14 protein-coding genes are annotated in these 13,499 nt (G+C 68.3%); 3 read left to right on the top strand and 11 right to left on the bottom strand.

The features are described 5' to 3' along the window. Window positions 1-729 (bottom strand): ribokinase (locus G3N99_RS22575; RefSeq protein WP_206123517.1); only part of this gene is annotated, 729 nt, incomplete at its 3' end. A 241-nt stretch (window positions 730-970) separates the two neighbouring features. Here G3N99_RS22575 and G3N99_RS22570 point away from each other — a divergent pair. Beyond that, window positions 971-2,056, top strand: coding sequence for a LacI family DNA-binding transcriptional regulator (locus G3N99_RS22570; RefSeq protein WP_206123516.1), 1,086 nt, complete (start codon window positions 971-973; stop codon window positions 2,054-2,056). Window positions 2,057-2,093: 37 nt separating this feature from the next. On the opposite strand, the gene G3N99_RS22565 is transcribed toward G3N99_RS22570, so the two are convergent. From G3N99_RS22565 to G3N99_RS22535, 7 genes are all read right to left on the bottom strand, one after another. Further along, on the bottom strand, window positions 2,094-3,164 hold the full coding sequence (locus G3N99_RS22565; RefSeq protein ID WP_241011795.1) for a lysozyme inhibitor LprI family protein: 1,071 nt from the start codon (window positions 3,162-3,164) through the stop codon (window positions 2,094-2,096). 131 nt (window positions 3,165-3,295) lie between these two features. After that, the gene (locus tag G3N99_RS22560; RefSeq protein ID WP_174939101.1) at window positions 3,296-4,333 is read right to left on the bottom strand and encodes a GTP-binding protein; all 1,038 of its coding nucleotides are present in this window, start codon (window positions 4,331-4,333) and stop codon (window positions 3,296-3,298) included. Next, the gene (locus tag G3N99_RS22555; protein WP_206123515.1) at window positions 4,330-5,997 is read right to left on the bottom strand and encodes an amidohydrolase; all 1,668 of its coding nucleotides are present in this window, start codon (window positions 5,995-5,997) and stop codon (window positions 4,330-4,332) included. The genes G3N99_RS22560 and G3N99_RS22555 overlap by 4 nt, the downstream gene beginning before the upstream one ends. Before the next feature lie 36 nt (window positions 5,998-6,033). Further along, a complete protein-coding gene (locus G3N99_RS22550) occupies window positions 6,034-7,428 on the bottom strand; it encodes a sodium:solute symporter family protein (protein ID WP_043184007.1) in 1,395 nt (464 codons plus the stop codon). A gap of 82 nt (window positions 7,429-7,510) precedes the next feature. Next, a complete protein-coding gene (locus tag G3N99_RS22545; RefSeq protein ID WP_011350315.1) occupies window positions 7,511-7,708 on the bottom strand; it encodes a DUF3311 domain-containing protein in 198 nt (65 codons plus the stop codon). 279 nt (window positions 7,709-7,987) lie between these two features. Then, complete coding sequence (locus G3N99_RS22540) at window positions 7,988-9,109, bottom strand: Fic family protein (RefSeq protein ID WP_206123514.1); 1,122 nt, start codon at window positions 9,107-9,109, stop codon at window positions 7,988-7,990. 94 nt (window positions 9,110-9,203) lie between these two features. Then, complete coding sequence (locus G3N99_RS22535; RefSeq protein WP_206123513.1) at window positions 9,204-10,121, bottom strand: LysR family transcriptional regulator; 918 nt, start codon at window positions 10,119-10,121, stop codon at window positions 9,204-9,206. A 128-nt stretch (window positions 10,122-10,249) separates the two neighbouring features. On the opposite strand from G3N99_RS22535, the gene G3N99_RS22530 reads away from it, so the two are divergent. Both G3N99_RS22530 and wrbA read left to right on the top strand, forming a co-directional pair. Next, window positions 10,250-10,975, top strand: a complete 726-nt coding sequence (locus G3N99_RS22530) for a pirin family protein (RefSeq protein WP_174939092.1) — start codon at window positions 10,250-10,252, stop codon at window positions 10,973-10,975. 61 nt (window positions 10,976-11,036) lie between these two features. Further along, complete coding sequence (gene wrbA, locus G3N99_RS22525) at window positions 11,037-11,639, top strand: NAD(P)H:quinone oxidoreductase (RefSeq protein WP_174939090.1); 603 nt, start codon at window positions 11,037-11,039, stop codon at window positions 11,637-11,639. Window positions 11,640-11,730: 91 nt separating this feature from the next. Here the strand turns inward: wrbA and G3N99_RS22520 are convergent, their stop codons facing one another. The 3 genes from G3N99_RS22520 to G3N99_RS22510 all read right to left on the bottom strand — a co-directional run bounded on the left by G3N99_RS22520 (window position 11,731) and on the right by G3N99_RS22510 (window position 13,374). Further along, complete coding sequence (locus G3N99_RS22520) at window positions 11,731-12,036, bottom strand: hypothetical protein (protein ID WP_174928991.1); 306 nt, start codon at window positions 12,034-12,036, stop codon at window positions 11,731-11,733. Window positions 12,037-12,271: 235 nt separating this feature from the next. Next, window positions 12,272-13,006 carry an LrgB family protein gene (locus G3N99_RS22515; RefSeq protein ID WP_174939088.1) on the bottom strand — a complete coding sequence of 245 codons (735 nt, stop codon included), beginning with the start codon at window positions 13,004-13,006 and terminating at the stop codon, window positions 12,272-12,274. Then, window positions 13,003-13,374, bottom strand: coding sequence for a CidA/LrgA family protein (locus G3N99_RS22510; RefSeq protein WP_206123512.1), 372 nt, complete (start codon window positions 13,372-13,374; stop codon window positions 13,003-13,005). Before G3N99_RS22510 ends, G3N99_RS22515 begins: the two co-directional genes overlap by 4 nt. Window positions 13,375-13,499 lie beyond the last annotated feature (125 nt).

Genomic DNA, 13,499 nt, shown 5'->3' with positions numbered 1-13,499 from the left:
CCGCAGGCGACCGTTGCCCGCACCGCCGCGCCAGCACACGCCGCGCGCGCCAAGCGTGACCAGCACGTTGCCGACGCCCTTCGCGCACAGCGCATCGGCCGCACGCACGGCGGACGCATCGTCGCCGACGGCGATGCCGGTCAGCGACTCGGCTTCGGTTTCGTTGACGACGAGGTAGTCGACCCGTGCGAGCAGTGCGTCGAACAGCAGTTGCGCAGGTGCGGGATTGAGCAGCACCGGCGTGTGGTGCGCGGAGGCACAGGCAATGGCCCGCGCCACGGTCGCCACCGGCACTTCGAGCTGGCACACGAGCATCGCGGTGCCCGCGATCGCGTCGCGCGCCGCGTCGATCCGGTCGGCATCGAGACGCGCGTTCGCGCCGGGCACGACGACGATGCTGTTCGCGCCGCCCTCGTCGACCGTGATCGTGGCCACCCCGGTCGCCGTGCCGCCGATCCGCTCCAGGTACGTCACGTCGATCCCCTCTGCCGACAGCGCGTCGTGCAGGCGCGCACCGAACGCGTCGTCGCCGACGCAGCCGATCATCGCGACCGACGCGCCCAGGCGCGCGGCCGCGACCGCCTGGTTCGCGCCCTTGCCGCCATGAACGGTCTGGAAGTCCGTGCCGAGCAGCGTCTCGCCCGGCACCGGCAGGCGCGGCGCGCGCGTGACGAGATCGATGTTCACGCTGCCGACGACAGCGATACGAGGTGGATAGGCGTCGCTCATTTCCGAATGTAACCGCTTACATTTGAGGCGGACAAAATGGCCGGAATGGCCGTCGTCGATGAAAATTTCATGATATGGATAGAATATGGGTCTGACATAATACGGAAGCACGTCAAGATAGCGCTTACATTCTCACAGGGTCGACCGGGAATGCAAGCGGCGCCACCACGAATCGAGGGTAAACATTGACGCATTTGACAACTCGTAGCGCCGCCATCGCCGCTACGCCTGGAGACAGCCGATGAGCTCGCCCCCGTCCCGCACCGGTGCGCCCCGCGCACGCCGCGGCAGCGGCCGCTCGGTGCTCGGCGATGTCGCGAAGCTGGCCGGCGTATCGACCGCGACCGTCTCGCGCGTGTACAACGATCCCGGCAAGGTATCGGCCGACGTGCAGCAGCGTGTGCGCGACGCGGCGCGCACGCTGAACTGGATCCCGAATGCGGCGGGCCGTGCGCTCGCGTCCACGCGCACCCACATCACCGGCGCGATCATTCCGACGCTCGACGACCAGGTGTTCGCGTCGCAGGTCGCGGGCATGCAGACGGTCATGGCCGAGCACGGCATCACGCTGTTCCTCGGCTGCTCGAACTACGATCCCGCGCAGGCGCTGGCCCAGGTGCGCGCGATGCTGTCGCGCGGCGTGGAAGCCGTGTCGCTCGTCGGCGAAGCGTATCCGCCGGAACTGTTCGAACTGCTTGCGCTGCACCGCGTGCCGTACGTCGTCACGTATGCGTATCGCGACGACAGCCCGCACTGCTGCATCGGCTTCGACAACCGCGCGGCGTTCGCGCGGCTCACCACCCACCTGCTCGATCTCGGCCACCGCGATTTCGCGATCATCATGCAGCCGTCGGCCGACAACGACCGCGTGCAGGCCCGCCTGCGCGGCATTCACGACACGCTGGCCGCGCGCGGGCTCGCGGTACGCCCCGTCCATCAGCACGAAGGCGTGGCCACGATCGCATTCGGGCGGGCCAGCCTGCGCGCGATCGTCGACAGCGACGCGGCCACTCGGCCGACGGCCGTGATCTGCGGCAACGACGCGCTCGCGCTGGGCGCGTTGCTCGAGGCGCAGGCGCTCGGTCTCGACGTGCCCGCGCAATTGTCGATCACCGGGTTCGACGACATCGCGCTCGCGCGCGAGATCCAGCCGCCGCTGACGACGATGTGGGTCGACACCGACGCGATCGGGCGCCAGGCCGCGCAGGCCTTGCTCGATGCGCTCGAAAACGGCGCGACGGGGCCTGGGCATGCGGTGCTGCCGGAGTTGCGCACGCGGGAATCGGCTGCGGCGCCGGCGCAGGTGCGCGCAGCGCGAAAGAAATGACGATGCGCCGGGCGGCTTCGGCTGCCCGGCCCGCCCGTCACTGCATCACGTCGACCGGCAGCGTCTTGTCGAGATTGTCGTGCCAAGCCTGGATGGTCTTCGGCACGCGCTTGTTCCACGCCGGTACGTTCGTGTAATAGCGCATCCGCACGTTGTTCTTCGCGTCGAACACGAGCAGCCCGATCCACAGATCGTGACCGCGGCGCATCACGATCGCGGCATTCGTCGTCGCGATGCCGCGCACCCAGTACGAATTCACGTGCGCGTTCAGCCCGTCGAGATCCTTCTCGTCGGCGCTGTAATTGACGTTGTCGACGAGCGTCTGGTAATCGGCGCCGAGCAGCTTGTGCGCGGTCGCGTTCTGCGTCGCGTCGTCAACGACTTTCAGGCTCAGCAGGTCGGCGGCCGGCTTCGCCTGGAACTGCGACGCGGTCACGTACTGGCCGCCGTAGGAAACGCCCGCGCCCGCACCGCAATCGAAATCCGCGCCGTGTTGCGTGACGCCGATGCGCCCGCCCTTCCGTTCGAAATCGAGCCGGCATTTGTCCTTGCGGTAGGTGCCGCTGTCGCCGTGCAGCACGATGTCGCCGTCGAGCCCGCCCGTATTCGCACCGTTGTTGCCGCCGAGTTCGAAATGCAGGCGCGGCGCCGTGCCGGTGAACGTCAGCACGCCGCCGAACGACGGGTTGTCGCTCGTCATGTACCACGTTTGTTGCCAGCGATCGACAGCCAGCGGCTTGCCGTTCAGGCTCGCGAGCCGTTCGCGGTAGCGGTCGCCGAGGCACTGTCCATCGCCGCCGCACCGGTCGCGCTGCTTGAGCCACTTCAACTGCGCGGCTTTCAGCGCGGCCGTATCGCCGCCTTTCGCGAGCGCCTGCTTCCACGCCGCGGCGAGGTCGCCGTCGAGCTTCGACAGCGTGGCGTCCGCGCAGATTGCCTTCTCGGTTGGCGATGCGGCTTTCGCGCAGTCGAAGCCGGCGGCATGCGCGGCGACCGGCAACAGCGTGAACAGTGCAGCAGCCGCGATGGATCGCAGTTGCTTGCGCGATGCATCGCTGGCGGGACGCGCGGTCTGCCCGCGCACATTCGATCGGTTCTGGATGGTCATCGGCTTGGCCCGTCGCAGGATCGCGCGCCTGTAGAAGCTACCTGCACGCGGCATTCGAGGTAAAAACGCCCGGCACGGCATGTGGCGCATGCCGTTGCTCGCCGAAGCCTAACCCGAATGCGCGACGCCGATCAATCGATCGTCGATGTCAGCGCAACCGTCGAGGCCGCCACGCTGCATTGCACGATGCCGTCGCGCAATGCGGCCTCCACGGCGGCATCGATGAACCCGATGAACACCATCACGCCGCCTCCTTCGTGCGCGGCCAGCCCTTCGTCCTCCATCGACGAGAACCGGATGCGCCGCGCGGCGACCTGACAAACGCGCGTCGCGACCGCGCCCTGCGCATCGGCCACGCGCACGATGCCCTTCGCGCGCAGGATCGTGCGCGGCAACGCCTTCAGCCACGCACGCAGCCGCGCCTTGTCGAGCACGTCCGGCGCGGCGACGGTGACGCTCGCGAACGCCGGCATCGCGTCGTGTCCGATCGCCCGGTGCGAACGCGCAAAACCCGCCGGCATCGCGCCGCGATCGGGTACGGCCGCATCGAACAGCAACGCGAGCGGAATCTCGCCATGGTGCGCGGCGACGACGATATCGGTCGGCGCACACGCGCGCACGTCGTCGAGCACCGCATCGCGCTGTGCCGGCGCAATGCGGTCGAGCTTGGTCACGACGATCGCGCCCGCGCCGTCGAGCTGGCGTTGCGCCATCGCGCCGACGAGGGGATCGGCGAGCGTATCGCGCCACGCGAGCGCATCGGCGACGACGAGCACCGACGTCAGCCGGAATGCGCCGTTCAGCAACCCGATCTGCGCGATCTTCGCGGGATCGGCCACGCCGCTCGCTTCGACGAGCAGCAGTTCGGGCCGCACGTCGCGCGTCGCGACGCGTGTCAGCGCATCGACGAGCGCGCCGCCGATCGTGCAGCAGATGCAGCCGTTGTCGAGCTCGATCACGTCGTCGCCGCGCGCCCGCACGAGCCGCGCATCGATGTTCACCGCGCCGAAATCGTTGACAAGCACCGCGATGCGCCGGCCATGCGGCGCCTGCAGGATCGCGTTGACGACCGTCGTCTTGCCCGCGCCGAGATAGCCGCCGATCACCGCGAGGTCGATCGGTGCGGGCGTGGAAGCAGCGGGCGTCACGCTGTCGGCCTGCGTACTCATCGCGGCGACCGGAACACGCGCCCGCCGAGCACGGTGCCCCACACGGCGAGTTCCTTCAAACGTGCGGGCGCGCAGACCGACGGGTCGTCGTCGAGCACCGCGAAATCCGCGAACTTGCCGATCTCGATGCTGCCGACGAGATGATCCATCCGCAGCGTATAGGCCGCGCCGAGCGTGATCGCATGCAGCGCGTCGTCGACGGAAATCCGCTCGCCTTCGCCGAGCACGCGCCCGGACGCCGTCTCGCGCTGCACCGCGCACCATGCGGTGAACAACGGGTTCAGCGGCGTGATCGGCGCATCCGAATGCAGCGCGAACGGAATGCCGAGCCGCTGCGCCGAACCGGCCGCATCCATCCGGCTCGCGCGATCGGGGCCGATGGTCTGGCTGTAATGCGCGTCGCCCCAGTAGTACAGATGATTCGCGAAGAAGTTCACGCACATCCCGAGCGCGCGAACGCGCTTCAACTGCGCGGCGTCCGCCATCTGGCAATGCTGCAGCGTGTGGCGATGATCGGGGCGCGGATGGCGCGCGAGCAGCGTCGTCATCGCGTCGAGTACGACGTCGGTCGCTTCGTCGCCGTTGGTATGCACGTGCAGTTGCAGCCCCGCGCGATGAAACGGCTCGAACACGTCGACGAGTTGCGCGGGCGGAATCAGCCACAGCCCGTTCGGCTGCCCGCCCGCGTAACCGGGCCAGCGCACGCGTGCGGTGAAGCCCTGGATCGAGCCGTCGACGATGAACTTCACGGGCCCGAAATGCAGCTTGTCGGTATTGCGCTCGATCTCCGCGAGCACGCTGTCGGCCGAGCGCGCCGGATTGCGCTGCGGCGCGAACGCCGGCACGATCCGCACCGGGTAATCGGGATCGGCGGTGACGTCGTGCAGCGTGCGGTTGCCGTCGGCCGACAGGTCGTTGACGAGATCGGTGGCCGTCGTCACGCCCGCGAGCTGCGCGACGCGCCCGAAATTCCAGACCGCGTGCGGCTTCTCGCTCGCGGAAATCGCGAGCTTGCCGCCGATCGTCTGATACACCGGCAGCATCGCCGCGAACTCCTGCAACTCGCCAGTCGGGCGGCCGTCGGCATCGCGCGTCACGCCGTCGATGTCGGTGTCTTCGTTGATGCCCGCGCGCGCAAGCATCGCGCCGTTCACGTTCATCAGGTGCACGCTCGCATGCAGGATCGCGATCGGCCGCTGCGCGGACACGCGGTCGAGCTCGCGCGTCGTCAGTCGCGCGGTGCCAAAGAAGATCGGATCGAAGCCCCATGCGAGCAGCGGCCCGTCGTCGGTCATCGCGCGCTCGGCTTCGGCGAGCCGTTCGAGCACCGCGTCGAGCGAGCGCAGCCCCGGCCACAGCGTGCCGTCGGGGCCGCGGCGGTCGTAGTAGCCGACGTACACGGCGTCCCACATCGCGCCTTCCATCAGGTGGCAATGCCCTTCGACGAGCCCCGGCATCAGCACCTTGTCGCGCAACGTGTCGTCGGTCGTGCAGGCACCGAACCGCGCGTGCCACGTGGCCGCGTCGGCGGCGTCGCCGACCGCAAGGATGCGGCCGTCGCGCACGGCGACGTGCGTGGCCGACGGCTGCGCCGGGTTCATCGTCAGGATGCGGCGCGCCGTGAACACCGTCACGGGCACGGCCGGGGTTGCGGATGCTGGCATGGGATGCGGTTCTCCTTGCGGCGGAACGCCGATGGCTCAGGATACGGCGTATTGCTTCACGGGGCGGCCGTGCAGCATCACATGCACGGCCGCGACGACCAGCACGTTGACGACGAGGCACACGAGGCCGAGGTTGATGCCGCCGAAGTCGACATGGAACACGTAGAAGATCATCGCGAGCACCTGGCCGCAGATCATCCCGGCGCCCACCGCGACGGGCCGCACCTGGCGCCCCGCCAGCAGGATCAGCACGCCTGGCAGGAACTGCGTGACGCCGTAGTACGTGGTGTTGATCAGCGTGAGCATCAGGTTCGGCGTGAGCAGCGTGGTCGCGATCGACAACAGCAGGTAGCCGACGATCACGTATTTCGCCGCACGCTTCTGGCGCGACTCGGGCAGGTTCGGCATCAGGTTGCGCGTGACGATCGGCCCGATCGCGAGGCAGATGCCGGCCAGCACGAGCAGCCCCGACAGCGCTGCGCCGGCCGCGACGAGGCCGATCAGCCAGCCGGGCAGCAGGTGCGTGACGGCGGCGAAGAACGCGTCGTTCGGCGACGCGAGCGTCAGGTTCGCGGTGATCGCGTAGTACGACGCGATCACGAGGAACGGATACATCAGCATGTACAGCGGCATCACGACCTGCGTGCGCCGGATCGCGTTCGGCCCGCGCGCGGTGAAGAAATTCTGCGCGGCGAACGGCATCAGGTAAAAGCCGAGCGACTGGAACAGCATCGTGCTCATCGAGAAGCGCAGCTGCGACCCGCTCATCGTGTTGCTGACCTGCCGGCTCGCGGCGTCGAACACCGGATGCACGCCGCCCACCTGCCACGCGACGGCCACGCCCGTCACGACGATCGCGAGCAGCATCAGGATGTCCTTCAGGATCGCGATGTACGCCGACGCGCGCACGCCGGAGATCGCGATATAGGTGAACGCGAGCGCCGCGCACACGAGGATCAGGTACAGCGGCTCGACATGCCAGCCGAGCCCCTTGAGCGCCGCGACGAGCCCGGTGAACTGCAACTGCCCCCATGGGATCAGGAACAGGATCGATGCGCACGCAACGACCAGCTCGAGCCCGCGGCTGCGGTAGTGACCCTTGAACAGGTCGGGCAGCGTGATCGCGTTGTGGCGCTTGCCGGCTTCCCAGATCTTCGGGCCGACGAAATACCCGATCGGGTAGGCGAGCAGGATGTAACCGAGGAACCAGACGCCATAGGTCGGCCCTTTCGCGTAGATGCCGCCGGGGAAGCCGACCATCGTGCCGATGCTGTAGATCTCGCCGGCGGTCAGGAAGAACACGAGCGCCGTGCCGAACTGGCGCGACGCGACGAAGAAGTCATGCACGCTCTGCTTGCCGCGGCCACGGCCGGAACGGATGGCGAGATAGAGCGACAGCGCGATCAGCGCGGCGAAGACGACCGTTGACATGCGCACCTCAGCGTAGGAACGGAAAGCGTAGGGTTCGCCGGACGGCGCGGGCGGCCGGCGGTCCGCAAGGAGCGGATGCGCGCTAGGCGGCGCCGCTCGCGCGGCGGTCGAACAGCATCCAGCACGCGAACAGGCAGCCGGACGTCAGCACGAACCACGCGAAGATCCACATGAAGATGAACGGCACGCCCAGCACATAGCGGTCCTGCGCGGCCACCCAGGGCAGCACGCCGATCACGCCGAGATACGGAATACCGATGCCGATCAGATACCTGAGCATGCGTGTCTCCTCGAAAGCGGGTTCGTACGGAAGGGTCGAACGTGTGGCTGTGGATGTCGCCTGCACGACATCCGCCGTCGAATCCAGTATTCGAAGACAAAAAGGCGCGGGATAGTGCCAGACGCGGGCAATCGCTTGGGCCAGTGGTCCACTGCCCGACGCGGCCCGGTGCTGCGCGGTGCTGTCCGGTGCGCCCCGGTCAACGCGGCAACGATCGACGCGGCAACGCGCCCCCGCCCCGTCGCGCTCGACGCTTCCCGGTCATGCCTCGAGCCGGCGTCAGCCGTCGACCGGCGCCAGTTCGTAACTCGTGCTCCGGCCGCCGGACGACGACCGACGCAGCACGCCGTGCTCGACGAGTTCGGTGATGTCCCGCAGCGCGGTGTCTTGCGAGCACTTCGCCAGCGCCGCCCACTTGGTGGAAGTCAGCTTCCCCTCGAAGCCGTCGAGCAGGCGATTCATCACCTTCACCTGGCGCTCGTTCATCGCGAAGCCCGCACAGCGCTGCCAGAAGCGCGCCTTGACCAGCACCGCGTCGAGCGTCGTGTGCGCGTGATCGATGGCCCGGCCGAGCGCGGTCAGGAACCACGCGAGCCATTCCGTGACGTCGAGCGAACCGCGCTGCGTCCGCTCCAGCACGTCGTAATACGCGTTGCGCTCGCGCTGGATTTGCGCCGACAGGCTATAGAAGCGCTGCGGACTGCGGTCGGCGCGCGCGAGGACCAGATCGCCGAGCGCGCGCGCAATCCGGCCGTTGCCGTCGTCGAACGGATGGAGCGTGACGAACCACAGGTGCGCCAGGCCGGCGCGGATCAGCAAGGGCTCGACCGGTGCGGCATTGAGCCACGCGAGAAAGCGCGCGATCTCGCCGGCGAGGCGCGCGGCCGGCGGCGCCTCGAAATGCACGCGCTGCCGGCCGATCGGCCCGGACACGACCTGCATCGGCCCGGTGGCATCCGTACGCCAGCCGCCGACCGTGATCCGCGCCATCCCCGAGTAGCCGGTGGGAAACAGCGCCGCATGCCACCCGAACAGACGGGCGTCCGTGACCGGCGCCGCCGCATGGGTCGTCGCATCCAGCACCATGTCGACCACGCCCTCGACGTGACGATCGACCGGCGCCAGCGCGCCGATATCGACACCGAGCCGACGCGCGATCGACGACCGGACCGATGCGACGTTCAGGCTTTCGCCCTCGATCGCGCTGGTCTTGACGACGTCTTCCGTCAGCGCGGCCAGGCTCGCCTCGTCGCGCAACGCCAGGCCGACATCCGTCAGCCGCCCGGCCAGCATGCCTTGCGCACGGCTGACGTCGGCGAGTGGCGTCGCCAGTGCCGGGAGGTCGAAGCGCCACGCGGGCCAGTCGGCCGACTCCCAGATATAGGTGTAATCTCCGCTCATGATGCGGAGATTATCCCACCGATTCACCGCATGACTCAATATTCTCCGCAAATTCTGCGGAGAATAACACCCTCATTCCCCGCAACCCCGCGCGTTACCGCGCCCGGCCCGCCCCGCGCTTCCCCGCCGGCGCAGCCTTGCCGAGCCGTTCCGCGAGAAACCCGATGAACGTGCGCAGCGTGACGAACCCTTCCCGATGCTGCGGAAACACCGCATTGAGCGTGATCGGCGACGGCGCATACGCGTCGAGCACCGGCACCAGCGCGCCGCTGTCGAGCGCCCCGCCGACGATGAAATCCGGCAGCAGCGCGATGCCGAGCCCCGCGATCGCCGCGTCGCGCACCACTTCGCCGTTGTTCGCGACGAGCGGCCCCTGCACGTCGAACGTGCGCGCCGCGCCGTCCACACGGAATTCCCAGCCGATGCGCCGCTCGCGGCCGTACAGCACGCACGTATGGCCGGCGAGATCGGCCGGCGTCTGCGGCGTGCCTTGCCGCTTCAGGTAGGCGGGGCTCGCGCACGCGACCATCCGCCACGCGCCGAGCGCTCGCGCGATCAGCGTCGAATCCTCGAGCGAGCCGATCCGCAGCACGAGGTCGAAGCCCTCGCCGATCAGGTCGACGCGCCGGTCGGTCAGGTCGAGGTTCAGCCGCACGGCCGGGTGCGCGGACAGGAATTCGGCGATCAGCGGCGACACGTGCGTGATCCCGAACGACAGCGGCGCGCTGATTTTCAGCGACCCGTGCAGCTCGGTGCTGCGCACCGACATCGCCTGCTCGGCGTCGGCGATCTCCGCGAGGATCCGCTGCGCGCGCGCATAGAACTCCTGCCCCGATTCGGTCACCGCGAGGTTGCGCGTGTTCCGGTGCAACAGCCGCACGCCGAGCGACGCCTCCAGCGCCATCGTGCGCCGGCTGACGAACTGCTTGGACAGCATCAGCTGGTCGGCCGCCGCCGTGAAGCTGCCCGCATCGACCGTCGCGACAAAGATCCTGAGATCGTTGAGTTCCATATTGTCCACTCCATAGCGACAGTCATTATCTCTACAGCCATTTATTTGTCAAATCGATTGACCTAAGATTCATCTCAACGAACGGCCGGGCCCACTTCCGAGGTCCGGCGTCTTGAGGAACAAAAATCATGATCGAAATCCGTGCAGCAAACCAACGTGGCCGTGCGGAGCATGGCTGGCTCAGCTCCCGTCATTCGTTTTCGTTCGCGAATTACTACGATCCGAAGCAAGTCGGCTTCTCCGACCTGCTGGTGATCAACGACGACCGCGTCGCCCCGGGCCGCGGCTTCGGCACGCACCCGCACCGCGACATGGAAATCCTGTCGTACGTGCTCGACGGCGCGCTGGAACACAAGGACTCGATGGGCACCGGTTCGGTGATCGTGCCGGGCGACGTGCAGCTGATGAGCGCCGGCACGGGCGTGCGCCACAGCGAGTTCAACCACTCGCCGGAACTGCCGGTCCACTTCCTGCAGATCTGGGTCGGGCCGTCCGAAAAGGGCGCCGAGCCGCGTTATCAGCAGACCAATGTCACGGCCGACGACAAGCGCGGCAAGCTCGCGCTCGTCGTCTCGCCGACCGGCGACGCCGGTTCGCTGAAGATCCGGCAGGACACGCGGATCTACGCGGGCCTGTTCGACGGCGATGAGCGCGCGACGCTGGAACTCGACCCGAGCCGCTTTGCTTACGTGCACGTGGCACGCGGCAGCGTGACGGTCAACGGCGTGACGCTCGGCGAAGGCGACGGCGTGCGCATCCGCGACGAACAGGCGCTGACGTTCGCCGACGGGAAGGATGCCGAAGTGCTGGTGTTCGACCTGCGTCCGGTCGAAGTAACGGCCGAGTGGGCATAAAGCCCGTTCGGGAAACCGGGCCCCGCTGAACGCGGGGCCCTTTTAATCGGAGATTCGCAACATGGCCAAGGTACTCGTTCTTTACTACTCGTCCTACGGGCACGTCGAAACGATGGCGCAGCACATCGCGGAAGGCGCGAAATCGGTGGCGGGCGTCGAGGTCACGCTCAAGCGCGTGCCGGAAACGATTCCCGTCGACCAGGCCCGCGCGATCGGCGTGAAGGTCGACCAGGCCGCCCCGGTCGCGACGGTGGACGAACTCGCCGACTACGATGCGATCATCTTCGGCACGCCGACCCGCTTCGGCAACATGGCCGGCCAGATGCGCACCTTCCTCGACCAGACCGGCGGCCTGTGGATGAAGGGCGCGCTCGTCGGCAAGATCGGCAGCGTGTTCGCATCGACCGGCACGCAGCATGGCGGCCAGGAAACGACGATCACGTCGTTCCACACGACGCTGCTGCACCACGGGATGGTGATCGTGGGCGTGCCGTATGCGTGCAGCGGCCTCGTCAACATGAACGAAATCACCGGCGGCACGCCGTACGGCGCGACCACGCTCGCCAGCGCGGACGGCAGCCGCCAGCCGAGCGCGAACGAGCTCGACATCGCGCGCTACCAGGGCAAGCACGTCGCGGAAATCGCGAGCAAGCTCGCGTCGTAACGCAGCGGCCCGGCGGTTCGGGCAGCCCCGTACACGCACAAACGGCGCCGGTCGACCCGGCGCCGTTTGTGCTGTATCCCGGGTTCGACCGTTACTGGCCCGATGCCGGGGCGGCCGGCGCCGCCTTCGTCGCGGGCGCCTTCTGCGTGGCGTTCTGCGGATAGTTGCTCTGGTCGTTGGTCAACCGGTAGCCGCTGCCCGTGCCGATCGCCTTCAGGTCCGACGCGTGCCGCGCCCGGGCGGCCTTGCGGGCCGCCTTCTTCTGCGCCTTGTCGACCTGCTTCTGCGTCGGCGCGGACGCCGGATCCTGCGCGTATGCCGCCGGCGCGGCGGTCAACAGCAGACCGAACGACGCCGTTACTGCTACTGCCACCGATACCACGCGAGACTGCTTCATGGCCGGATCTCCTTGTCGATTGTTGGTTGTGGGTCGGACACCAGCACGCACACGACCGCTTGCGGCAACGGCGCCGATGCAACGTTAGCCGATCAGTATTCAGTTGTCCGTGTGCGTTCCTGAATTCTCCCGATAACGGCCACGATACATGCATACCGCGCGCGCCGTCGTTTCGGCGCCGCGCCGGCGCCATCAGGGAAACCGATAACCCGGCCTCGGCCGGCCCGGCCGGCGCTCAGACCCAGCGCGACAGCACCGGCAGCAGGATCGGCACGACGAAGGCCGTCAGCACGCCGTTCAGCCCCATCCCGAGCCCGGCGAACGCGCCGGCCTCCTCGCTGACCTGGAACGCGCGCGCAGTGCCGATCCCGTGCGACGCGACGCCGAGCGCGAACCCGCGCACGGCTGGTTCGTCGACCCGCAGCACGTTGAGGATCCCGCGTGCGCACACGGCCCCGAAGATTCCGGTCGAGATCACCAGCACGGCGGTCAGCGACGGAATCCCGCCGATCTCGGCCGCGACGGCCATCGCGATCGGCGTCGTCGCCGATTTTGGTGCAAGCGACGCGATCGTCTGGTGCGACGCGCCGAACAGCGCCGCGATGCCGACCGCCGACACGATCGCGGTCAGCGAGCCCGCGAGCAGGCCGACCAGCAGCGGCACGGCCGCACGGCGCAGCTTCGACCACTGGCGATACAGCGGCAGCGCGAGCGCGACGGTCGCGGGGCCGAGCAGGAAGTGGACGAACTGCGCGCCTTCGAAGTACGTCGGATACGGCGTATGGGTGATCGTCAGCAGCACGACGATCAGCGCGACCGCGATCAGCACCGGGTTCGCGAGCGGGTTGAAGCGCGCCCGTGCATAGACGGCCTGCGCGAGCAGATACGCGATCAGCGTGATGGTCAGGCCCAGCAACGGGGTGGCGGCGAGATAGACCCAGATCGCGCCGAGTTTCGGGAAGGCCGTCATGGCGTGCCCTCCGCCGCACCGCCCGTACGCCGCTGGCGGCGCAGCAGCGCACGCGTGACGAGCGCGGTCACGGCGATCGCGAGCGTGGTGCTGACGGCCAGCGCGACGACGACCGCGACCGCATCGCCGCGCACGCGGTCGGCCGACACCATGATCCCGACGCCGGCCGGCACGAACAGCAGCGACAGGTGGCGCAGCAGTTCGAGCGCGGTCGGCTCGATCGCGTCGGCCACCTGCGGGCGCAGCATCACGAAGCCGAACAGCAGCAGCATGCCGATCACGGGGCCCGGCACCGGCAGGCCGAACAGGTAGGACACGCCTTCCCCGAGACACTGGAAGGTCAGCAAGACCGCGAACGCCTGCAGCATGAGCGCCTTCTCCCGGACGGGGCCGCGCTGCCGGGCGGCCGCGCGACCGATGGCCGGCGGCTTGCGGCGCCGGCGTGAACGATACGGGCGATCGTACCAACTTCACGCGCGATCGGACATCACCA

The sequence above is a fragment of the Burkholderia sp. Ac-20392 genome, assembly GCF_017104585.1.
In the GTDB taxonomy this organism is placed as follows: Bacteria; Pseudomonadota; Gammaproteobacteria; order Burkholderiales; family Burkholderiaceae; genus Burkholderia; species Burkholderia lata.
This window is presented reverse-complemented; position numbering and strand designations above follow the sequence as displayed.